Genomic DNA, 22,297 nt, shown 5'->3' on the forward strand with positions numbered 1-22,297 from the left:
CCTATGCGGCGGCGTTCGAGGCGCGGCCGACGAGGCCCTCGCGCACGACGGTGCTAAGCCCCGCATCCTCCGGCCCGGCGCGGCGCAGGCGCACCGGCATCGACTTGTAGGACGGCGTCAGGCAGTCGGGATCGTGATGCTCCAGCGCGATCAGTGGCTGGGTTTCCGGATAGTAGGCCCCGCAGCAGCCGTCGGGCAGATCGTAGCGCACGACCGTCAGCGCGCGGACGATGCGGTCCGGGCGCGTAAACTGAAGCGCTGCCTCGACATTGACGAGATCGCCTTCCGCGAAGCCCAGCCGCGCCATGTCGCGCTCGTTCAGGAACAGCACGTCGCGCCGTCCGAAAACGCCGCGATAGCGGTCGTCGAGGCTGTAGATCGTCGTGTTGTACTGATCGTGCGAGCGCATGCTGGCGAGCCGCAGGACATCATGGTCCTCGGGTGCGAGATCTTCCTCCAGATGGTTGAAGAGCAGGAAATTGGCCTTGCCACTCGGCGTCTTCCAGACCCGCATCGCCGCCGAATTGACCAGCTGGAACCCGCCCGGCTGCCTGATCCGGGCATTGTAGCCGGCGAAGTCCGGGAACACGCCCTCGATCCTGTCGCGGATCAGCGCATAGTCGCCGATCAGCGCGTCCCAATCGACCGGCACCCTGTCAGCCAGCGTCGCCTGCGCGATCTTGCCGATGATCCACGGTTCGGACCGCAGTTCGCCCGAAGGCGGGTTCAGGAACCCGCGCGAGGCATGGACCATCGACATCGAATCCTCGACGGTGATCGACTGGATGCCGGTCGCCTGGATATCGGCATCGCTGCGCCCCAGCACCGGCAGGATATAAGTCGCGCTGCCCGCCTTCCGGCCCGTCAGCAAGTGCGTGCGGTTGAGCTTGGTCGCCATCGATACGGCGAGATCGAGATTGCGGAACGCCGCATAGCAGGCATGCGGGTCCGGCGCGGCCACGGCCAGATTGCCGCCAAGACAGATGATCGCCTTCGAGGCGCCGTCGCGCATGGCCGCGATCGCATGGACCACGGAGTGGCCGTCGTTTACGGGCGGTTCGAAGCCGAACGTGCGCCGGATACCGTCGAGCAGGGCCGGAGACGGCAATTCGGTGATGCCGACCGTCCGGTTGCCCTGGACGTTGGAATGGCCGCGCAGCGGACATATCCCCGCGCCCACCCGCCCCATGTTGCCGCGCAGGAGCAGAAGATTGGCTATCTGCTGGACGTTCGAAGTGCCGGTGCGATGCTGGGTGATGCCCATGCCGTAGCAGACGATCGCTGCCGTCGAGCGCGCATAGGCCCGCGCGACGCTTTCCATGTCCGCGCGGGAGAGGCCGCTCGATGCCTCGATATCCTTCCAGAGCGCGGCATCGAGGTCCGCGACGAAAGCGTCGAAACCCGCGGTGTGTCCGGCAATGAAATCATGATCGAGCACCCGCGCGCCGTCCTCGGCCACTTCCTCGCGGTCCATCGCCACCAGCGCCTTGCAGATGCCCTTGAGCGCCGCCGCATCGCCGCCGACCTTGACCTGGAAGTAGGTCGAGGCGATCGGCGTCGATGTCATCGTCGCCATTTCGAGCGGCTCCTGCGGCGCCTGGAAGCGCTGGAGCGCCCGTTCCTTGAACGGGTTCATCACCACGATCGTCGCCCCGCGCCGCGACGCCGCGTGCAGCGAGGTCATCATGCGCGGGTGGTTGGTGCCGGGATTGTGCCCGATGGACAGGATGAAGTCGCAGTGGTCGAAATCTTCGAGCGTAACCGTGCCCTTGCCGATCCCGATCGAGCGTGGCAGCCCCACCGAGGTCGGCTCGTGGCACATGTTCGAACAGTCGGGGAAATTGTTGGTGCCGAACCCGCGCGCGAAGAGCTGAAACAGGAAGGCCGCCTCGTTCGACGCGCGTCCGGACGTATAGAACTCGGCCTGGTCGGGATGATCCAGCGCGTTCATGCGCGCAGCGATATCCGCGATCGCCTCGTCCCATTCGACCGCCTCGTAATGGTCGGTCTCGGCATTGTAGCGCATGGGATGGGTGAGGCGCCCCTGCCCTTCCAGCCAGTGATCCGGCTTTTCCCATAGCTGCGAGACGCTGTGCTCGGCGAAGAATTCGGGCGGGACGCGCTTGGCGGTCGATTCCCAGGTGACGGCCTTGGCGCCGTTCTCGCAGAACTCGAAGGCCGAAGTATGCTTGGGATCGGGCCACGCGCAACCGGGACAGTCGAACCCTGCGGGCTGATTGTTCTTCAGCAGCGTGCGCGTTCCCTGGGCGACGATCTGCTCCCGCTTCAGCGCGATCGCGACGGCCTTCAGGGCGTCCCAACCACCTGCGGGTTCGTCGTACTCGCGAATTCCATCGGGTCGTTTCTTGTCCATGAACCAGAAACTAGGCGACCGCCTTCGCATCGCTTGTAGATAAGCCGCATTTTGTCATGGAACCGACGGGAAATTTCTTCGGCAGGCAAGCTCCATGGCTTTTTGGGCAATCAAGTCCAAGCTCATACATGCAACGTCAAATCGGCACCGAAAGGACACGGGTTCTTCGCCTTGGGAAGGGGGCGAACAAGACCAGTAGACAATTGTCACGAGAGCGTTCTTTTCCGATCTGGAGTTCACGCGAGTGCTCATTCCGGCGCGCATTACCATCATGGAGAAAGCGTTGAACGCACCATCGCCCCAAACGCCCCTCATCGGCATCGTCGACGCCGATGCCGACGTTCGGAAATCCCTCGACAGCTTCCTGCGGTCCATCGGCCTGCAAACCGCAAGTTTCGCCACTGCCGAGGAACTGCTCGCCTGCGACCGGATCGACGGGATAGATTCCATCGTCTCCGATCTGCACATGCCGGGGATGAGCGGGCTCGATTTGCAGGCGGAACTCATCCGCAAATGCTGGCACGGCGAACTCGTGATCATGACCGGCTATCCGACGATCGCGGAACGAAATTTCGCCATCGCCAGGGGAGCGAAGGCGTTCCTCGCCAAGCCCATCAGCCCTGACCAGCTGCTGGAAACGATCGCAAGCGCCTGATTTCGGCCAATCGGCAGGGCAAATGGTCCCGGAATCGCAGAATCGTCCAATACAGGATAACCTTTATCGGAAAATAGCTAACGGCCTCTTTCAATCCGGAAGCCGTCGTGACCTATTTGCAGCGCCATCAAGATCCGCCGCATGTCGTTCCTGCCCCCGCCTGCCATCGGCCGACGGAGAAGCGCCATGCTTGACCGGATCTGCACCGCGGTCTGGGAACTGGATATCGTGTCCTTCCTAGCCGATGCGCACTTCACGAAAGCCCCTTCGCCGCTCCGGGTTCTGGCCCCGTCAGCCCTGATTGCCTGCAACCGCAAGGCACGAGACCTGATGGCGCAGCTCGCCGAGGGCACGGACGAAGCGGGACTGGTGCTGCCCCTCGACACTTGCGCCGCGGAAGCCGCAGTGCTCGCCTGCCTCGCCGGCCAGCCTGCCTTTGAAAGCGCCGTAAGGATAGAACAGGGCGGCAGCACAGCCTGGTTCCACCTCTCCCTGTCCTTCCCGGCAGAGGCCGAAAGCGAGGGGAGCGGGAACGGCACCCTCGTAATGAGCGCATTCGAAATTTCCCGATATCGGCGCGAAGAAACGGACCTGCACAAGGCCCGCCGCCATCTGGAACAGGCATCGCGCGACATGAACATGGTCCATCTCGCCCGCAGCGTGACCGATGCCGTGAGCCAGCCGGTGACCAGTATCCTCTTCAGCGGGCGGGCAGCGCTGACCCGCCTTTCCGAAAGCGATCATCGCAGCGCCGAACTGAGGGCCGACATCGAACGCATGCTTCTGGCGGCATCGCGCTCTGCCGAATTGATCCGGCAGGCGCGGGAATTCGCCGAGAAGCGCGAGAGCGAACTCGAAACGCTTGCCGTTTCCGACGTCGTCGCGAATGTCCTGCCGCAGCTCGAGCGTGAGTTCTCGACGCGCGGTCTCAGGCTGCTGGTCGAGATTGCCGACGATACCCCCGAAGTGACGGCAGACCGCATCCAGCTTCAGCAGGTCCTTCTCAATCTCATTCTCAATGCCATGGATGCGCATGAGGATAGGCAGGAAGACACCGGCCCTCTAACCCCGATCACGGTCTCGGCGCGCGCGGGCGAAAATGCCGAACTGCTCGTTTCCATCGCGGACAACGGGCACGGCATCGCACCGGATATCGCCGGGCGCATCTTCGAACCTCTGTTCACCACGAAGCCCGGCAATGTCGGCGTGGGCCTGGCCGTTTGCCGCAACATCGTCGAGGCACATGGCGGCGAAATCTGGGTCTCGGACTCGCAAGGTCCCGGTGCGACTTTCAGCTTCACCCTTCCCGCCGATGGGATCATCCAGAAGCCGCGCTGAGCTGAAAAGCTGCGGTGCAGCGGTTCGCGGCGCTCGCCCGGCCGCCGCCGACCAACGTCTGCAAGTCCAGCAACGACCTCGCCAGACCCAGGCCGCCGCCTGCGGCGATGTAGCGTGGTTCCCATTCCGGCGAGAACTTCTGCTTGTAGGCGCGCAGTCCCTCGAAACGGTAGAACGCATCGCCATGACGATAGAGGAAGCCTGCCGCCCGCGCCCATAGCGGCGCCAAAGGGCGAGCCTCGATGCCCGAAAGCGGCGCTAGTCCGAGCGTGAACCAGCGGTAGCCCTGCGCCTGACCCCACCGGATCAGCTCGATGAACAGATAGTCCATCGTCCCGTTCGGCATCGCCTCGACATGGCGCATCAGGTCCACCGAAAGCTCCTCGCGCGTCTCTGTCTTCCAGATATTGGCAAAAGCCACGATCTCGCCTTCGCAGCGAACCACCGCGCAGTCGAAGTTGGCGATATAGTCGGGATCGAACCTGCCGATGCTGAAGGACTTCTCGTGCCCGCCCTTCATGGCGAGCCATGCATCCGAAACCTTGCGCAAGGTCGGCAGGATCGGCGCCAGGCGTGTTGCCGGCACGACCTCGAAGGTGATGCCCTGCCGTTCCGCCTTGCGCGCCGCCGCCCGCAAGGACTTGGCCCCCGGACCGTCGAGCGAGAAGGCCGGAAGGCTGACCCGCGCCTCCTCACCGTACTTGATGAGCTGCAATCCCAGATCGATGGCGATCGGCAGAGCCGTCGCACTGAGCTGATAGAGCAACAGCCGCCCCTGCTGCGCGTCGGCCAGTTCGCGAATGCGCCAGAGCAGCGCGCTCCATTCCTCGACCGGACCGATCGGATCACCCATCACGATCCAGCTGCGCCCCTGCACCTGATACATGAGCAGCGCCTCGCCGTTCTGCGATCGCAGCAGCCGCTTGTCGCCGGTCAGCATCAGCATCGCATCGGTCCGCACTGCACCAGCCAGCACACGGACATCCCGGTCCTGCATGCCCTCGGCCCGGTCGACCGGACCGACCGGCCGCAGCAGTCGCGCCAGCAGGGCCACGCCCAGCAGCACGGTCACCGCAAAGCTCGCGCGCAGGAACCGCGACGCCTCGCCGCGCCAGGCGAACTCCCACCACAGTGTATTGCTATAGGGGACATGGCGATACGAGAAGAAGCCAGCCCAGAGCATCACCGCGGCGACCACCCCGATCGCGGCAACCCATTGTGCTGAGAACCCCGCCGCCAGCGCGGTGCGCCGATAGAAGGCCGCGCGCGTACCCTGAAGGATCGCGGCGATCGTCAGCAGGATCACGGCCTGCTCGATGTCCAGACCCTTCACGAGCGCGAAGATGGCGCCGGAAATCAACAGTGCGCGCGCGGCGACGAAGGCCCCGTCAAGTCTTCGGTAAAGGCCCGGCGCCAGCAGCAGCAATCCGGTTCCCGCCAGGCTCGCCGCGATATGCGAGGCTTCGACGAATGGCAGCGGCAGGACGTGCCGCAGCGCATGCAGACGTGTCGCCACAGGCGGAACCGATCCGGAGATCAACAGGATGGCGCCGCCGCAGAAGCACAGCGTGGAGAGCAGCGGCGGCGCGATCTGCCGGAGCAGCGCCTGGGCGGCATTGACTGCTCCGGCCACCGGAGCACCCCAATGGCGCCGGGCCGAGACCAACAGCACCAGCGCGGCCAGGATCAGCGGAAGAAGATAGTAGATGGCCCGATAGGCGAGCAGCGCCGCGACGAGGTCTGCCCGCTGCATGTCCGGCATCAGGGCGATGACCACCGCCTCGAACACGCCCAGTCCGCCCGGAACATGGCTGATCAGGGTGGCAACGATCGCGACGATATAGGCCAGCAACAGCGCCGGAAACATCGCCGGGCCAAGGTCCGGCACGAGCACGAAGAGCGCGCCGCAGGCCGCCGATAGGTCCGCTGCCGCCAGCAAGATCTGCACCAGCAGGGAGCGCGGCTCCGGCTTCGGCAGCGCCCAGAAGTCCCAGCCGTATTTGCGCATGTACCGGGCGCCGACAAGCGCGCCCGCAAGCAGCGCCAGGATCGCGCCGCCCGCGCAGGTCTGAACCCAGGGCGAGACCGACCATATGCCCGAAAGGTCCATGGGGTGAAAGGCGAGCGCGGCGCCGGCCAGGGCGACGATACCGGACCAGAACGTCAGCCCCGCGATCACCACGACCCGCGCGACTTCGCCAGCCGTCAATCCCGCCGCGCTGTAGACGTAGTAGCGTGCCGAGCCGCCGGTCAGGACCGAAAGCCCCAGATTGTTGCTCAGCGAATAGCTCGTGAACGAGGCCAGCGCGGCGGTTCGATACGGCAGGGGCCGACCGATCGCGCGCAGTGCAAAGACGTCGTAGAACGTGAGAACCGTATAGCTCACGCCGGTAAGCGCCAACGCCGCGCCAATTCTCCAGATGGCGATCGCATCGAAGGCATGGCCGATATCGCCGGGTCTGATGCTCCGCAGCAGGGTCCGCAGCGCGCCCAGGCCCAGAAGCGTCAGAAGCAGGACCCCGGCCACGCCCAGCGCCATGCGGTGGCGCCCGGCGAGTGTCGCTGCCGTCCGGAAACAGGAGGGAAGACGCATGACCCTCAGTCCTTCAGCCAGACTTGCGACTTGCAGATCCAGCCGCCCAGCACGCATCCGCTGATCTTGAGATGGTCGGCGTCGAGGCGCTCCATGCGCGAGAAATAGGTGCCGCCCATATCGGGCACGTAGACGCGGCCCTGCCAGTGGTTGGGGCTGACCGGGCGATAGTCCTGCAGGAGCACCGTCCCCACCAGCTTGTCGACTCCGGCATCGCGCGCGTCCGACATAGCCTGGTCGTTGGCCCAGACGATCCATCCGCACACATCGGTCCCGCATTCGCCGGTCTTCACTTTCACAGAGCCTCTGGGGTTGACCCAGGTGCCTGAAAGCGTTGCACCTTCGGCAGGCGGAGGAGATGCGGCGGGCGTCTGGGCCTGTGCCATGGGCGATGCAATGGCCGCCGCCAGGGCCAGAGCGCCACAAAGAGCGGAAATTGCGGGTTTCATTGTGCGATCTCCCGATCTGCGGTGGTTGCCTGTGCCTGCACGATCTGCGCCTGACGCTGCCGAAGTGCCTCGTCGATGACGCCCAGCAGGACGGCGTGGACCCTGTTCACGTCCTTGTTGAGGAAATGGCCGCCCGGCAGAGGCACGACCTGCACGCCGGCCTGATGGAGGTGCGGACACAGGCTTTCGGTCTCTTCCCGGCCATAAATGCACACCGTGGGAACCCAGCCGAGCGCATGCCCGGAAGGCAGTGCCGAAGCGTCCGGCGGCGTCCAGTTCAGCAGTTCGGCGGGCGAGGCGCGGAAGTTTATCGTATCTGTGGGCACGACCAGTTCGGTGGTCAGGACCCTGGCGCGCCAGTCCGGCGCAAGCACCTGGGAACCGACGTTCACCATGTCGGCACCGAACGACTGGCCGATCACCACCACCCGCCGGACCGGACCTTCCGGCTCCATCGCCAAGGCACGTTGCATGGCCTCCTCGATCAGCGCGGCGGCCTGGCCTGCGGTGCGCTTCTGCCGGAAATATGTCAGCGAATTGACGCCGATCACCGGAATGCCGTCCTCGGCCAACCGGGCCGCGACTTTCGGTCCCATGCCGATCTTGAAGCCCATATCTCCGGACAGGATTACCGCCACCACACCCTTGCGGGCGGGAGACGGCGCGCGGGTCGCCGGAACCGTCACGAAGGGGTCGGAGCCGAAATAGCCCAAATAGGCCCAGTATCCGGTCACGCCGACAAGCGGCAGGAGCAGCAGCGCGATCGCTGCCAGAATGATCCGGCGCGGTCTCAAAACGTGTACCCCAGTCCGATGGCGAAACTGGGCTGGCCCCTGCTTCCGGCGATCGCCACCACGGGAGAGCGGGCATAGCGCCCGAGCAGCCGTCCATAACCGGCGCTGGCGAACACTTTCATGCCATGGGTGAGATCGCCGGTGATCGAACGGGCCACCATGAGATTGGCGTTCCAGTCCTTCCACCCCGCCTTGTCCGCGCCCGAATAGGCCGGCAACCCGCTCGCGCGGCTGCCCTGGGCATCGATATCGTAGTAATAGGCGCCGAAGCGACTGCCCACGTAATCGGCAGAGACGGACAGCGAAGCATAGAGACGGTGCGACAGCGGCGTGTCGTAATCGATCTCCGGAGAAAGAATGAAGCTGCGGTGCGCGCCGGCGACATCGTGCTGATAGGAAATACTGGCCGACAGCGTATCGTAGGGGCTGGTTATCACCCCCGTCTTCTGCACGCCAAGCCAGCCACCGAGTTCGACCGCCGTGGACCGTTCGCCCAGCGCCCGCACGGCGTGATCCCGGATCTTGGTGGTCCGGTCCAACCGCAGGGACGCGACCGGCCCTGCCTGAACCTTGAAGCCCTTGGCATTGCCGTGCGGAACCAGGTCGAGCGAGAGCGAAGTGCCCTCAAGCTCGAAGCCGACACCGGCGACCTGTCCCTGGGCTGCAGCCATGGGCACGATCACGTTCTGGTCGGAACCGATGTAGCTGGGCACGCTGGCGACGCCCACGCCAGCAGTCACGCGGTCGTGCATGCTGACAGACGTGTCCTGGCCGGTGTCGGTGCTCGTGTTCGCAAGGGCCAGGCCGGGGCAGACGCCGCAGCCGACCAGCGCGACGGCATGGCCGAGTGAGCGCAGGGTCATCCCATTTCTCCCGAGCGGTACCACCGCGACACGCCCGATTTCACGAGCGCGCAACCGCAAACCCTGCATGTGGCACGCCGGATACCCGCTTCGTCTATGGTGCCCGTGTCGGACGGCACATGCCGCTCCTTCATGCAGGCGATCAGGCCCCTGAGCCGCGTGGCCGAGGCCCGACCGGACGGCAATCCGAATACCTTTTCCAACATCGTCCTTGCTCCCCGATCGGTACAGGCCGCCGACCCGCCGCAGCGGGCCATGCGTTGCCCGTTCAGCGAATGACCCGGACCGTCCCGGTCAGGATCACGTTGTCGGGCAGACTGCCCGCGGCCTTCACCTTGAGGCGCTGCGCATCGAAGGCCAGGCAGTTGCCCGGCATGATGATGGCCACGTCGTTGTCCCAGGATGCCTGGATCGCATAGCCGCGCCGGGTACCGTAGACGGCGTCGGGATCGGGGCGGGCATTGCAGAGTTCGAGATCGTGCGGCTTCTTGAAGCGTACGAGTTCCACGTCGCTGGAACTGTCGAGCATGAATTGGTTACGGGGAAGGTTTTCCTCGGCCAGCAGCGAAATCGGATCGTCCAGGTCCGCGCCCCGGTTCTCCAGGCGCTCTGCCGATGCCGGACCGGCCACGGCGAGGGAAGCAAGAACGCCGACAAGACCGACGCAGGCAATAACCGTCTTACGCATGTGAATTCTCCTTCGTGTTTACTGACGAACACAGTGTGGAGATCGATGCGCTTTCGGTGAACTATACGAGAGTAGCCTCATGCCAACGTATAGCGATGGCAAACCATTGGCCGTTGAAGAAGATAGACCGATTTGATCGGGTCGTTTATCGCAACAGCCCGGTTCCATCGGATCTTAAACTTTGGTTTGTATTGGCCGCTGGTTCCCGCAAACCTATCTGAGACAGGCAGAAGGCCGACGGCGAGACCGCAAGCGGCCCTGCCCCCTCCGCTTGCCCGAGCGGACGGAACGGCGGCGCGCCCGGCATGCCCCCTCCCCGCAAGGCGCGCCGCCGATATCCCTGGAGATCATTCATGAACAAGCGCTTCGTCGTTCTTGCAGGCGTGATGCTGCTCGGTGCGTGCTCGGCGGCGGCGCCGGCGCAGCGATGCCCGGTCGCCGCCGATCTTGCCCCTTCGCTCGATCCGGCATGGTTCGCCGATCTCACCACGCGATTGTCCGGCCCGGACCGCGAGAACAGCATCATCGAGGCCGTCAGGGAACTTCATAACACCCACCCCGAAATGGGATCGGCGATGGTGGCCGATGTACTGATCGCAGCCGATTGCCCCGATGCAGCCCGCGCCGGACTGCCCGAGGACGGCATGAAAGCTCGCATCGCGACACTTCGCGGTCAGGTCGAGCAGATGCTTTCGAACTGACCGGAATCCTGTGGATGATGAAGCGTGCAAACAGGTGCAGCAACGTCGTCTTCCGTAAACTTCGAAAGGACTCCCGGAGAACCCGATAGGCCTGAAGTTTGCCCGAGACATACTTTGGGTTGTCTTCAAAATCACGATGCCAGGCCCAGATCATCTCTCGGCAGTTGCTCGGATTTCCAACACCTACGGCCGATTGCACACCTGCCCCTCCCTGACTTCCAACCAGCGAATGGAGCTACCTCATGAAGCGTGTCATTCTCAGTGCCGTCATCGCCGCGACCGGCGCCATCAGTTTCCAGGCCAGCGCCCAGGACCGGGCGTTCACCGCCCCCGACGGATTCCATGCCGTCGAAACCTCAGGCGGCTACCAGCCCGCCAATCCCCCGCTTCCCGCAAACACGCCCGCCGATGCTAAAATCATCACCGCATCGTCGATCTCCCCCGCGAGCGCCTATCCGCCGCCGCCCCCGGCCGCGTCCTATCCGCCCTGCTCTGCCCAGCGCCGCGACGCCTGCATCCAGCGCAAGTGAACCTGACCGAGAGGAACCATGCCATGAAACGATCCCTCCTCGCACTCTGCGCGATTTCTTGTCTCGCGGGGGCCGCCACCATGGCCTCGGCCCAGCCGACGATCTCCGATCGCCACGGCGTAGTGACGACCACCCGCACTATTCACCAGGGCAAGCAGATCGAGAAAGTCACCTGCCGAGAATTCCTGGCCCTGCAACAGCAGTTCCAGCCCCAGGCAATCTCCTATGCGATCGGCTACGACAAGGCGCGCAAGCCGGAAGACGCCGTACTCGACGTCGCGGGCATTTCACGGATCGTGCCGGTCGTGCAGAAATCCTGCCGGACCACGCCGCAACTCACCCTGATCCAGCGCATCCGTGCGGACTTGCACAAGCTGTAAACCTTCCCGGCCGGGGACAGCGAACGCCCCGGCCGCCCCTTTCCCCTGGAGCACGGCCATGAACGGTACCACCTTTGGAAAATCCTTTTCGCCACATGCCACGGGCTCCTTCGCCCGATCGGCACGCCGCCCGATCACCGTTGCTTATGGCATACTGCTAGTGGTCTTCGGTGTTCTTGCCTGTATCTTTCCCCTGCTGGGAAGCGCCTTTGCCGGCTACGCGATGGGCTGGGCGATGATCGCCGGAGGCGTTGCCGCCATGGCCGCAGGGGCACAGCACATCCGCGAGCACGGCTACTGGGCCGACCTTCTGCTGGGCGCGCTCGCCTTTCTGTTCGGCCTTGCCGTTCTCGCCTTCCCTCTCGCAGGCGCCGTGACGCTGCTGTGGTCGCTCAGCCTGTGGTTCGCCGTATCGGGCGTGATCGAGATCGCCTCGGCCTTCCGGCTGCATCGCGGGCGCTGGCTCCAGTTCGGCGCAGGGCTGCTCGACCTCGTTTTGTCGCTTGTCCTCCTGCTTGAATTCGCGACATTGAACCTTGGCATCGTCTCGGCGCTGGTCGGGATCAGCTTCATCGTCAGCGGCTTCACCGTGCTGCTCCGATCACTGGCCGCGCCTGCCCGCCGGGGCTTTTCCAGCTAGCCTCAATCGAAGTTCCCCCACACAGCGGCAAGGAAGTGAAGGCCCACATGAATGCCGGGGACAGCTTCACTCTCGTTCGCCGGTCCCGCGCCGAGAAATCAGCCGGACGCGGCCAGGTGCTCATAGAGTCCGTCCAGTAGCGCCGATCCGGCGGCCAACCGCTGTTCATCCTCGACGTGCTCGGCGCAGATATTCCCGATCGCCCCGGAAAAGCTCGCAGTGTCAAGCCGATCGTATTTGCCGTCGTCGATGTCGAGTTGATGCACGATCCGTCCGATTTCGGCCAACCCCTGATCGGCGGCTATCCCGCTGTGGCGGAGCAATGTTTCGAACGAACAGCTATCGCCTTCATGGGTGAACTCACCCTCGGCCATATCGAACCGCAACTCGCGTTGTCGATGCCGGTAGCGGTCAGGATCGACGAAGCGGAAGTGAGGGCGCGGATCGATGAAACGATGGATCAGCCAAGCCGATGCAATCCGGTCGATACCGATACCCCGGCGCGTTACCCAGGTTCGCCCATGGAGTTCCCTCACGCGATAGGCATGGCCGGGGGAGCCGCGGCTGACGTCGGGATGCCTCAGCGATGCATCGACCAGCAATTTCATCACCGCTTCCGCTCGATCCTTCCAGCCTGTGCCGACGAATTCGATGGCGAGAATGGCGTCGAGCCTTCGGCGCATGCGTACAAGGGACGCGGGCTTCACCTCGCTTGCCAGCAACCGCACGGCATCATCGGCCCAATTCTCGAAATCGGCGGTTCTTGCGGATTGGAACAGGTCTTCCGGATCTTCGCTCCCATCAACGATGGCGCCCGACACGATCGTTGCCTGCCCGCCACCGGCCACGACAGCCCGAAGCGCGGCAGCAAAGATTTCGCGGTGCCTCGGCTCATCGGGCAGCAAGTGCGCACCGCTGGCCAGCGACACGGCGCCAGCCTCGCGCAGCCGCCGCCAGACCTTGACCCGCGTATAGGCGGGTTGAGACGGAAGCTGCATCGCCAGAACCAGCCAGGATCGGGACTCGGTCATGATACGATCGTATCTTGGCGCGGTTCCGCCGGGAAGGTTGAACGAGCAATGCTCCGGATTTAGCCATCTGTCATGTCCTGACAGATGGAGATCACAAGTGATCGCGTCACGCTTTTGGAGGAGATCGCCCCCTACGCGCCCCGCATTCGCCACGCCGGCACTTGCAGCGGCATCGGCGGACGGCAAGATCGCAACTTCCGCATCATGACGGCCGCTCTCGCAACTCCGGGAAACCGGGCCGCCGACATGCCGCACGGCATCCCGTTCGGCGAGGCCGTGCGGATATGGACCCGGATCGCCTTGCTCAGCTTCGGCGGCCCGGCCGGCCAGATCGCGGTAATGCACCGGATCCTGGTCGACGAGAAGAAGTGGATCGGCGAAGAGCGCTTTCTCCACGCCCTCAATTTCTGCATGCTGCTGCCCGGACCGGAAGCGCAGCAACTGGCGATCTACATCGGATGGCTATTGCACCGTGTTAAGGGTGGTCTCGTCGCCGGCATCCTTTTCGTGCTGCCGGGCGCGCTTTCGATCATGGCGCTCTCATGGGCCTATGTGCTGCTCGGCAAGATCGCGCCGGTAGCAGCCCTGTTCTTCGGGTTGAAGGCCGCTGTCGTCGCGATCGTGTTCCAGGCGGTACTCCGGATCGGCTCGCGAGCGCTCGCCAACCGGACCCGCTGGATCATCGCCGCCACCTCGTTCGGATCGCTGTTCTTCCTCAAAGCGCCATTTCCCCTCGTCGTCCTTGCCGCCGGGATCGTGGGATGGAGCGCCCATCGCCTCGGCGTCCGGGCCTTTCAAGGCGGCGGCCATGGCTATGTAAAGGCGGGGTCACTGCGCGACGAAGACAGCGCGCTGGGCGCTGAAATCCCCGATCACGCGCGATCCGGCTTCGGATCGATCATCGGGGTTTCCGCTATGCTGCTTGCCGCCTGGTTGCTGCCTCTGCTGGCCGTGATCGCCTTCGCGCCTGCAGACAGCGCCTTCGCCGATGTCGGCACGTTCTTCGCCAGGATGGCGATGCTGACTTTCGGCGGCGCCTATGCCGTTCTGGCCTGGGTCGGTCAGGCCGCTGTGGATCACTATCACTGGCTTACGCCGCCGGAAATGCTGGATGGGCTGGGCCTTGCGGAGAGCACGCCGGGGCCGCTCATCATGGTGACCCAGTACGTCGGGTTCCTGGCGACCTATCGCCAGCCAGGAATGCTGTCGCCGCTCCTCGCGGGAACTTTGGGCGGGCTGCTCACCACATGGGTCACTTTCGTCCCCTGCTTCCTCTGGATATTCGCAGGTGCACCGTTCATCGAGCGACTGCGAACGAACCGCGCTCTCGCCGCATCCCTTTCCGCGATCACAGCGGCCGTCGTCGGAGTCATCCTCAACCTGGCGCTGTGGTTCGCGCTTCATTACTGGTTTACCGATGTCGGCGAACATCGCCTTGGCCCCCTGACGTTTCCGGCGCCCGATTTCGCTACGATCGACTGGTTTGCCCTGCTGCTCTCCTTCGCCGCATTGATCGCCATCACGCGGCTGGGCTTAGGCACGTTTGCGATCCTCGGATCGTGTGCGTTCGTGGGACTCGCTCGGCTATTGGCAGGGTGACGCTGACCGCGAGACCGCTCAGCGCGAGGCTTGGGCGAAGCGATATCAGCGATCGATCTGTTCGATGACCAGATCGTAGGAATCGCCGCGATAATAGCAATTCGTCGCTTCGACCAGGCGCCCGTCCGGCAGGAATGCGCGGCGCTCGATGGCCAGACAAGGGTCGCCTGCGGAAATGCCGAGCATCTCGGCATGCTCTTTACCGAAAACGACAGACCTCAGGCGCTGCAGCGCCCGCACCGGCCGGTGTCCCTCCACGTCAAGCGCGGCGTAGAGCGAATCCCCGACCGCTTCCGGCGACGGCAGTGCCCAACCCGGTACTACGGCATGTTCGATCGCCATCGTTTCACCATCGGCGCAGCGGATGCGGTTGAAGCGCAGTATCCTGGAGCCGGGCGAGAGACCCAGCAGCATCGCCTCGTCCGGCGTTACGGTTCCTTCGGAACGGTCGATCCACACGTTGCTCACCGTGCGCCCGCGCATCGCCATGTCTTCCGAGAACGATGTCATGATGGAAAAGCTCTTTTCCACCCGTTCTCCCTGCTCGGGCCGCGGCTGCACCGCAACGAAAGTGCCTGCGCCCTGCCGTCGTTCGAGCAGGCCCTCGTCGACCAGGCCGTCCACCGCCTTGCGGACGGTGACACGCGAGACGCCATACTCCTCCACAAGTTCGCGCTCGGTCGGCAAGGCCGAACCTGCCGCGATGCGCTGCCTGTCGATGGCGTCACGGATGAGCCGCTGGAGGCGCATGTAGCGGGGGCCGGTCTCGCCGTCGCGAAGTGAGCCAATCTTGTCTACGGCTACCATAGTTCTCCTCTACACCTGCGATACGCTGAGACCGGAATCGGGACAATACGAATCGGAAACCCCGAAGAAATTGCGCAAGGACCTTACCTACGATCTCGCAAAATTCGTATTGAAATGGTCTTTCATCCCTCTGCCACTCAGACGCCTGACTTCATTTTCAATGGCAAAAACGTGGCAACAACGGTCCGATTTCTCACCGGAAATTTCATTGGTATTCGAAACTTTTTATAGATATATTTCAATATATTCTGTCACTTATCGATAAGGCGACAGGCGATCCGACAGGCTCAGGAAAAGGTGCCAACGATCGCCTGAGCAGGCAATACAAAATAATCTTTCTTGTATCTAAATGGCCTTGACATGTTTGAAGGCCTTTGTGACACATTCGGGTAACAAATCATAAAAATCGTTTGCAGGAAACACGGGAAGCCACCGCACTTCTCCGTTCAAAAACGCATGCCTCAGGGGGTAGCCATGACAAGTTCAGAACGCGTTTTCCGTCCGATGACACGGCGCCTCGCAAAGGCCGCCCTGCTGCTTTCCGGTTGCGCACCGGCACTACTCGCATCCGGCCCGGCGTTTGCCCAAACGGTCGCTACGGCTGACACCGAGCCTGCCGCCGACATCGTGGTGACCGGCTTCCGCAACAGTCTTGCCAATGCGCTTGACGCCAAGCGCAACGACGTGCGCGTCACCGATGGCATCTCCGCCGAGGACATCGGCAAGTTCCCGGCCGAAAACATCACCGAGGCGATCCAACGCATCTCGGGCGTCCAGATGTCCAACATCAACGGTCGCGGCGCGACTATCAGCATCCGCGGCCTCGGCCCGCAATATGCACTGACGACGATCAACGGCCAGACTTTCAAGAGCGCCGACTTTACCGACGGCTTCCGCTACGACATCATCCAGACCGAACTCGCCAATGCGATCGAAGTCATCAAGTCGCCCACGGCGGCGATGGATACCGGCGGCCTTTCCGGCACGGTCAACATCAGCACGCCCAAGCCGCTCGACTACAAGGACCGCCAGATCGTCCTGTCGGCAAAGGGACAGAACTCCGAGTACGCGGGCGGCAAGATCACCCCGAAGATCAGCGGCAGCTATCTCGACCAGTTCGCGGACGGCACGATCGGCGTCTATGCGAACCTCGGCTACCAGAAGCTGCGCGACCGCGCCGACTACTTCTGGATGAATCGCTGGACCACCGCGACCGTCGACGGCGAAACCGTTCAGGCGCCGCGCCGTCCGCGCTATCGCCGCATCGACCGCGATACCGAACGCCTGATGGCGAGCGGCGGCCTGCAGTGGAAACCCTCGGACCGCTTCGAGATGAACGCGACCGCGATCTACGCCCGCGACAAGACCGATTACGATCTCAACCAGCAGGTCTTCCTGTTCGACCCCTCGCGCATTACCGTGATCGCCGTGAACAACGGCTTTGCCACCAGCGCAACGGCAACCGACTTCACGCTGGAAAACAACCGCCAGCACGAGGACCGTGACCTCACCAGCCAGGGCTATACTCTTGGCGCGAAATGGAACGACGGCACCGGCTGGCTCGCCAGCACCACGCTCAACTACACCAAAGGCTCGACCTATCAGGACGAGAAGGCCGCGATCATCGGCGTAAACATACCGACGGCCACGATCGACTTCACCGATCCGAAGAATGTGAAGTTCTCCGTCGGTACCGACCTCTCTGACCCGAGCCTTTACGAGCGCAGCACCCTGCTTCGCAACGAATACCCGAACGGCGCCACGCGTCGCATGAAGTCGACGGAGAAGTCCGCACAATTCGATCTCAGCCGTGAAGTGACCTTCGGCCCGATCTCGAAGCTGAGCGCGGGTGCGAAGTATCGTCACGAGACCTTCAGCCGCTATGTCTCGCGTCATGACATGGTCGCGCTGGCCGATGCGCCGGACGTGACCAGCAGCATCTTCCCCGACATGACCACGAAGTATTACCAGGTCTCGGGCTTCCTCAACAACAGTTCCGGCATTCCTTCCGCCTGGGTGGGACCCGATCTTGCCGCCTATGAAGAGGCCCTCGCGGCGGCGGGAATCACGGTCCCCGATATCTTCGCGCCGGAAGCCAGCTACAACGTCGATCGCTACATGCCCTCGGTCTATGCAATGGCCGATATCGACACGACGATCGCGGGCATGCCGCTTCGCGGCAATGTCGGCGTGCGTTACGAGCATACCCGGCAGAAGGTTCTCGGCAACGTGACCGAACCGCGCGACGACGGTTACGAGGAAGTGCAGCAGAAGGTCGGCGAATACACGGTCACCCAGAAATACGGCAACGTCCTGCCGAGCCTGAGCCTCGTGGCGGAGCCGACCGGCAACCTGCAGGTTCGCTTTGCGGCGGCCAAGGTTCTGGTACGCCCCTTCATGGACTCCAGCACGTCCATGGCCCAGACATCCTCTACGGTCGCCAACACCTTCCCTGTCGGCACCAATACCGTCACGGTCGATCTTGGCCAGTCGGGTCTGAAGCCGCTCACCGCCAAGCAACTCGATCTCGGCGTCGAGTGGTATTACGACCATGGCAACGCGCTTTCGATCAACGGGTTCTACAAGTGGATCAAGAACGGCACCTATTCGGCGCTGATCTGCCCGAATTCCTTCAACGGAACCACACTGTCGGGCAATTCGTCGGGTGAATGCGTCGATGCCTCCGGTAATATCTACGACATCACCCAGACGCTAAACGATCCCAGCACGATCCGCGTAAAAGGGTTCGAAGTCAGCTGGACGCAGTCGTTCGACCGCTTCCTGCCAGTCGATGGCTTCGGCATCATGGCGAACTACACGCGCGTCTACCCGGAAAAGGTAGCGATCGGTACCGGCTATACTATCCGCAATCTGTCGAAGGTCACGTGGAACCTGGTTCCCTACTGGGAGAACGAGCATTTTAACATCCGCGCGGCGATCAATCACCGCAGCGGCTACCAGCAGAATAGCGCGGACAGCTTCTTCGCCTATCCGGAGCATACGGTGCGCGCGCGCACCCAGATCGACCTCAGCGGCGGCTATTCGCCCAACGACTGGCTGAGCTTCTCGGCCGGTATCATCAACGTCAACAACACGCGCGAGGAAGCCTACTACACAGACTCCTCGATCTGGCAGGAAAGCAGCTTCTACGGCCGCAGCTTCTACCTTTCGGCGACGCTGAAACTCTGACATCGATCGTATGAAAGGGGCGTGTCCGGGTCTTTCGGACATGCCCCTCCTGTTCAAGACAGTTCTCGAAGGAAGTCCCCCGATGACCGAGATCCGCATGCAGCACCCGTTCAAGCACGGGCCGCTGCGATGGGCGAGCACCGCCCTGCTTCTGGCCACGGTCATGCAGCCTTTCGCGGTCGCAGCGAAAGATACCCCGGCGCCGGTCTCCCCGGAGCTTGCCGAGACGACCGGGGAAACCGGCGTCACCTCCGCCGCCGAGGCACTGGCCCGTTTCGGTATTCCCGCCGACCGGCTCGCGCTCACCCTGAAGCCCGATGCCGGAGCGGCGCATTACCGCGTGCGCATCCAAGGCGGACGCATTGCCGCGGAGGGCACCTCATCCGTCGCGCTGGTTCGCGGCGTCGCCGCCACGCTGGAGAAGCTGGGACGCCTGCATGTGAGCTGGGAAGGCCGCCGCCTGGGTTCGCTGGCCGACCTGCCGGACATGGACACCGGTGAAGTCGCCTCGCCCTTCGCCCTGCGCGCATACCTCAACACCTGCACTTACGGCTACACCACGCCCTGGTGGGGCTGGGACCGCTGGGAGCAGGAGATCGACTGGATGGCTGCGCACGGCGTCGATACGCCGCTGGCGATGGAGGGCCAGGAATATGTCTGGCGCGAACTCTGGCGCGAATCCGGCCTGAGCGAGACCGCAATCTCCGAGGGCCTCTCCGCCGCGCCCTTCCTGCCATGGCAGCGCATGGGCAACCTTGCGGGCTACCGCGCGCCGCTGTCCTCCAGCTGGATCGAGAAGAAGCACCAGCTGCAACTGCGCATCCTCCAGCGCATGCGTTCGCTGGGCATGAAGCCGGTGCTTCCGGCTTTCGCGGGCTATGTGCCCGAAGCTTTCGCCAAGGCGCATCCTGATGCGCGGATCTACAAGATGCGCGCCTGGGAAGGCTTCGCGCCGACCTACTGGCTCGACCCGTCCGACCCGCTGTTCGCGCAGCTCGCGGCGCGGTTCGTCACGCTCTACAACCGCACTTACAGTGAAGGCGAATACTACCTCGCCGATGCCTTCAACGAGATGATCCCGCCGATCGCCGAGGACGGCAGCGATGCCGCCGCCGCCGAATACGGGGATTCCATCGCCAATACCGCTGCCACCCGCGCGGCGGCGCTGCCGCCCGCCGTGCGCGACGCGCGCCTCGCGGCCTATGGCGAGCGGCTCTACCAGTCGATCACCGCCGCCGCGCCCAAGGCCACCTGGGTCATGCAGGGCTGGCTGTTCGGCGCGGACAAGACGTTCTGGACCCCCGAGGCGATCGCCGCCTTCCTCAGCCGCGTGCCGGACGAGCGCATGCTGATCCTCGACATCGGCAACGACCGCTATCCCGGCATCTGGCAGAAGACCCAGGCCTTCGACGGCAAGGCCTGGACATACGGCTATGTCCATAATTACGGCGGCAGCAATCCGGTCTACGGCGATCTGGAGTTCTATCGCCGCGACATGGCCGCGCTTCACGCCGATCCGCGCAAGGGGCGGCTGACCGGCTTCGGCATGTTCCCCGAAGGGCTGCACAGCAACTCGATCGTCTACGACTATGCCTACGACCTGGCCTGGGGCGAGCCTGACCGCCCCATGGCCGACTGGCTCGGCGAGCACCTCAAGGCGCGCTATGGGGAGGCCTCTCCGGCGCTGACCAAGGCCTGGGAACTGGCGGCGGCGGGCGCCTATCGCACGAAGTACTGGGAGCCGCGCTGGTGGGAGCAGCACGCGGGCGCCTACTTGTTCTTCAAGCGACCGATGGCGGACGGGGCCGATTATCCCGATGCCCCCGTCGATCCGGCGAAGCTGCGGGAGGGTATCTCCGCGCTGCTGGCGGCCGCACCCGCGCGGCCCTCGCCGCTACTCACTTACGATATCGTCGATCTCACCCGGCATTACGCCAGCCTCGAACTCGATCGTCTGCTCAAGGCGGTCCTGGCCGCGTACCGCGACGGCAAGCTGGAGCAGGGCGACCGCGACCGCCTGCGCATGAATGCCCTGGCGCGGCGGATCGACCTGCTGGCGGGCAACCAGCAGGAGACTCTCGGCTCATGGATCGCGGATGCGCGGGCCTATGGCGATACGCCTGCCGAGAAGGACCGCTTCGAGGAGGAAGCCAAGGCGATCGTCACCGTCTGGGGCGGAAAAGGCCATTTGTCCGACTATGCCTCGCGCGCATGGCAGGGGCTTTATGCGGGCTATTACCTGCCGCGCTGGGACAGCTTCCTCACTGCCCGGCGCGCGGCGGCCGCCAGCGGCAAGCCGCTGGACGAAGCCGCAGCGCTCGGCGCGATCCTCGACCGCGAGAAGCAGTGGATCGCGGACGGGCAAAAGTGGAAGCGCCGGAAGCCCAAGGACCCGATCAAGCTGGTGCATGCGATCCTGGACGAGACCCGCCCATGACCGACGCTGCCGTTCCCGCTTCCGCCTACGCACCCAAGCCGCAGCGTTTTGCCTCGCTGGACGTGTTCCGGGGCGCCACGATCTTCCTGATGATCCTGGTCAACACGGCAGGCCCCGGCGCGCGCCCGTTCGCGCAGCTCACCCATGCCAAATGGATCGGCTTCACGCTGGCCGACCTCGTGTTCCCCTGCTTCCTCTTCGCGATGGGCAACGCGATGAGCTTCGCCTTGCGCAAGCCGGTCGCGACTGGCCCTTACCTCGCCCGTCTCTTCCGTCGCGGCGCGATCATATTCGCGCTCGGCTTCCTGATGTACTGGTATCCCTTCGTCCGACACGATGCCGAGGGCTGGAGCATGGCGCCCTTCGCCCTCACCCGGATACCTGGCGTGCTCCAGCGCCTGGCCCTGTGCTACGTTCTGGCCGGACTGCTAATGCGCTGGCTCGACTGGAAGAAGCTGGCGCTGGCCTGCGCCGCACTGCTTTTGGGATATTGGGCGATCCTGCTGGCGTTCAGCCTGCCAGGCGAGGCCTATTCCAAGACCGGCAGCGCCGGGACCCTGCTGGACCTCTACCTGCTGCCCAAGGAGCACCTCTACAAGAAGGACGGCGGGTTCGATCCGGAAGGTTTCCTCGGCACCCTGCCCGCCACCGTAAACGTGATCGCCGGCTATCTCGCCGGCCTCGCGATCCTGCGCGCGGGATCGCTCGAAAGGACCTTGCGGTCACTGGCGCTTGCAGGGCTGGCGCTCGTGATCGCGGCGCTTGCGTGGAGCCCGTGGTTCCCGATCTCCAAGAAGCTGTGGACCGGCTCCTTCGTCCTGCTGACCGTGGGACTGGCGCTGCTGCTGCTGGCTGCAGCCAGTTGGCTGTTCGAAGTCAGGGAAGTGCAGGCCGGCAGGCGCTTCTTCACGATCCTCGGGCGCAACCCTCTGGCGATCTACCTGTTCTCCGAAATGCTCGTCATCACGATGAACCTTGTACAGATTCCCGGCTACGGCGGCCTTTACGACTGGATCGGAATAGCCCTGTTCCAGTCGATCGCTCCCGGCGCAACCGGCTCGCTGCTATGTGCCCTGGCCTATACCATGGTCTGCTGGGCCATGGGCTGGGCGCTGGACCGCAAGGGACTCATACTGAGAGCCTGAGCACCGGCGCATCTCGCCGCGATCGTCAAACCAACAAAAGACAATCGGAATTGCGCAGCCGGTTTCATCGCCCCCGCCTTAGGA

18 protein-coding genes are annotated in these 22,297 nt (G+C 63.9%); 10 read left to right on the plus strand and 8 right to left on the minus strand.

The window, feature by feature from the left end; genetic code table 11:
• Position 1: 1 nt before the first annotated feature.
• Entirely contained in the window at positions 2 to 2,374 is a 2,373-nt protein-coding gene (locus tag ACZ1II_RS06070; protein WP_465143519.1) for an FdhF/YdeP family oxidoreductase, read from the minus strand.
• A gap of 244 nt (positions 2,375 to 2,618) precedes the next feature.
• On the opposite strand from ACZ1II_RS06070, the gene ACZ1II_RS06075 reads away from it, so the two are divergent.
• Positions 2,619 to 3,029: a response regulator transcription factor gene (locus tag ACZ1II_RS06075; RefSeq protein ID WP_465143520.1), complete on the plus strand. Its 411-nt coding sequence runs from the start codon at positions 2,619 to 2,621 to the stop codon at positions 3,027 to 3,029.
• A 186-nt stretch (positions 3,030 to 3,215) separates the two neighbouring features.
• Positions 3,216 to 4,367 (plus strand): sensor histidine kinase, encoded by a 1,152-nt coding sequence (locus ACZ1II_RS06080; RefSeq protein ID WP_465143521.1) that lies wholly within the window; start codon positions 3,216 to 3,218, stop codon positions 4,365 to 4,367.
• Here the strand turns inward: ACZ1II_RS06080 and mprF are convergent.
• The 5 genes from mprF to ACZ1II_RS06105 form a co-directional block, all read right to left on the minus strand.
• The gene (mprF, locus tag ACZ1II_RS06085) at positions 4,348 to 6,960 is read right to left on the minus strand and encodes a bifunctional lysylphosphatidylglycerol flippase/synthetase MprF (protein WP_465143522.1); all 2,613 of its coding nucleotides are present in this window, start codon (positions 6,958 to 6,960) and stop codon (positions 4,348 to 4,350) included. The two genes, ACZ1II_RS06080 and mprF, sit on opposite strands and share 20 nt — an antisense overlap.
• 5 nt (positions 6,961 to 6,965) lie before the next feature.
• Positions 6,966 to 7,409 (minus strand): DUF2147 domain-containing protein, encoded by a 444-nt coding sequence (locus ACZ1II_RS06090; RefSeq protein ID WP_465143523.1) that lies wholly within the window; start codon positions 7,407 to 7,409, stop codon positions 6,966 to 6,968.
• Positions 7,406 to 8,203 (minus strand): AcvB/VirJ family lysyl-phosphatidylglycerol hydrolase, encoded by a 798-nt coding sequence (locus ACZ1II_RS06095; RefSeq protein ID WP_465143524.1) that lies wholly within the window; start codon positions 8,201 to 8,203, stop codon positions 7,406 to 7,408. The genes ACZ1II_RS06090 and ACZ1II_RS06095 overlap by 4 nt, the downstream gene beginning before the upstream one ends.
• A complete protein-coding gene (locus tag ACZ1II_RS06100) occupies positions 8,200 to 9,066 on the minus strand; it encodes a MipA/OmpV family protein (protein WP_465143525.1) in 867 nt (288 codons plus the stop codon). Before ACZ1II_RS06100 ends, ACZ1II_RS06095 begins: the two co-directional genes overlap by 4 nt.
• A 268-nt stretch (positions 9,067 to 9,334) precedes the next feature.
• A complete protein-coding gene (locus ACZ1II_RS06105) occupies positions 9,335 to 9,754 on the minus strand; it encodes a hypothetical protein (RefSeq protein WP_465143526.1) in 420 nt (139 codons plus the stop codon).
• A 353-nt stretch (positions 9,755 to 10,107) separates the two neighbouring features.
• Between ACZ1II_RS06105 and ACZ1II_RS06110 the strand changes: the two genes are divergently transcribed.
• The 4 genes from ACZ1II_RS06110 to ACZ1II_RS06125 all read left to right on the plus strand — a co-directional run bounded on the left by ACZ1II_RS06110 (position 10,108) and on the right by ACZ1II_RS06125 (position 12,005).
• The gene (locus ACZ1II_RS06110) at positions 10,108 to 10,455 is read left to right on the plus strand and encodes a hypothetical protein (protein WP_465143527.1); all 348 of its coding nucleotides are present in this window, start codon (positions 10,108 to 10,110) and stop codon (positions 10,453 to 10,455) included.
• A gap of 242 nt (positions 10,456 to 10,697) precedes the next feature.
• Positions 10,698 to 10,985 carry a hypothetical protein gene (locus ACZ1II_RS06115; protein ID WP_465143528.1) on the plus strand — a complete coding sequence of 96 codons (288 nt, stop codon included), beginning with the start codon at positions 10,698 to 10,700 and terminating at the stop codon, positions 10,983 to 10,985.
• Between the two features lie 23 nt (positions 10,986 to 11,008).
• Entirely contained in the window at positions 11,009 to 11,365 is a 357-nt protein-coding gene (locus ACZ1II_RS06120) for an HdeA/HdeB family chaperone (RefSeq protein WP_465143529.1), read from the plus strand.
• 58 nt (positions 11,366 to 11,423) lie between these two features.
• Positions 11,424 to 12,005 carry a DUF308 domain-containing protein gene (locus tag ACZ1II_RS06125; protein ID WP_465143530.1) on the plus strand — a complete coding sequence of 194 codons (582 nt, stop codon included), beginning with the start codon at positions 11,424 to 11,426 and terminating at the stop codon, positions 12,003 to 12,005.
• A 98-nt stretch (positions 12,006 to 12,103) separates the two neighbouring features.
• Here ACZ1II_RS06125 and ACZ1II_RS06130 read toward each other — a convergent pair whose 3' ends face one another.
• Positions 12,104 to 13,036 carry a chromate resistance protein ChrB domain-containing protein gene (locus tag ACZ1II_RS06130; protein ID WP_465143531.1) on the minus strand — a complete coding sequence of 311 codons (933 nt, stop codon included), beginning with the start codon at positions 13,034 to 13,036 and terminating at the stop codon, positions 12,104 to 12,106.
• Positions 13,037 to 13,240: 204 nt separating this feature from the next.
• Here ACZ1II_RS06130 and chrA point away from each other — a divergent pair, with 204 nt between their 5' ends.
• Positions 13,241 to 14,635, plus strand: coding sequence for a chromate efflux transporter (gene chrA, locus ACZ1II_RS06135; protein ID WP_465144538.1), 1,395 nt, complete (start codon positions 13,241 to 13,243; stop codon positions 14,633 to 14,635).
• A gap of 45 nt (positions 14,636 to 14,680) precedes the next feature.
• Here the strand turns inward: chrA and ACZ1II_RS06140 are convergent, their stop codons facing one another.
• Complete coding sequence (locus ACZ1II_RS06140; protein ID WP_465143532.1) at positions 14,681 to 15,442, minus strand: GntR family transcriptional regulator; 762 nt, start codon at positions 15,440 to 15,442, stop codon at positions 14,681 to 14,683.
• Positions 15,443 to 15,916: 474 nt separating this feature from the next.
• On the opposite strand from ACZ1II_RS06140, the gene ACZ1II_RS06145 reads away from it, so the two are divergent.
• The 3 genes from ACZ1II_RS06145 (at position 15,917) to ACZ1II_RS06155 (ending at position 22,213) form a co-directional block, all read left to right on the plus strand.
• Positions 15,917 to 18,631 (plus strand): TonB-dependent receptor, encoded by a 2,715-nt coding sequence (locus ACZ1II_RS06145; RefSeq protein ID WP_465143533.1) that lies wholly within the window; start codon positions 15,917 to 15,919, stop codon positions 18,629 to 18,631.
• Between the two features lie 82 nt (positions 18,632 to 18,713).
• Positions 18,714 to 21,068 (plus strand): alpha-N-acetylglucosaminidase, encoded by a 2,355-nt coding sequence (locus ACZ1II_RS06150; RefSeq protein ID WP_465143534.1) that lies wholly within the window; start codon positions 18,714 to 18,716, stop codon positions 21,066 to 21,068.
• Positions 21,065 to 22,213 (plus strand): acyltransferase family protein, encoded by a 1,149-nt coding sequence (locus tag ACZ1II_RS06155; RefSeq protein WP_465143535.1) that lies wholly within the window; start codon positions 21,065 to 21,067, stop codon positions 22,211 to 22,213. Before ACZ1II_RS06150 ends, ACZ1II_RS06155 begins: the two co-directional genes overlap by 4 nt.
• Positions 22,214 to 22,297 lie beyond the last annotated feature (84 nt).

The sequence above is a fragment of the Novosphingobium sp. BL-S-20 genome (assembly GCF_055521635.1).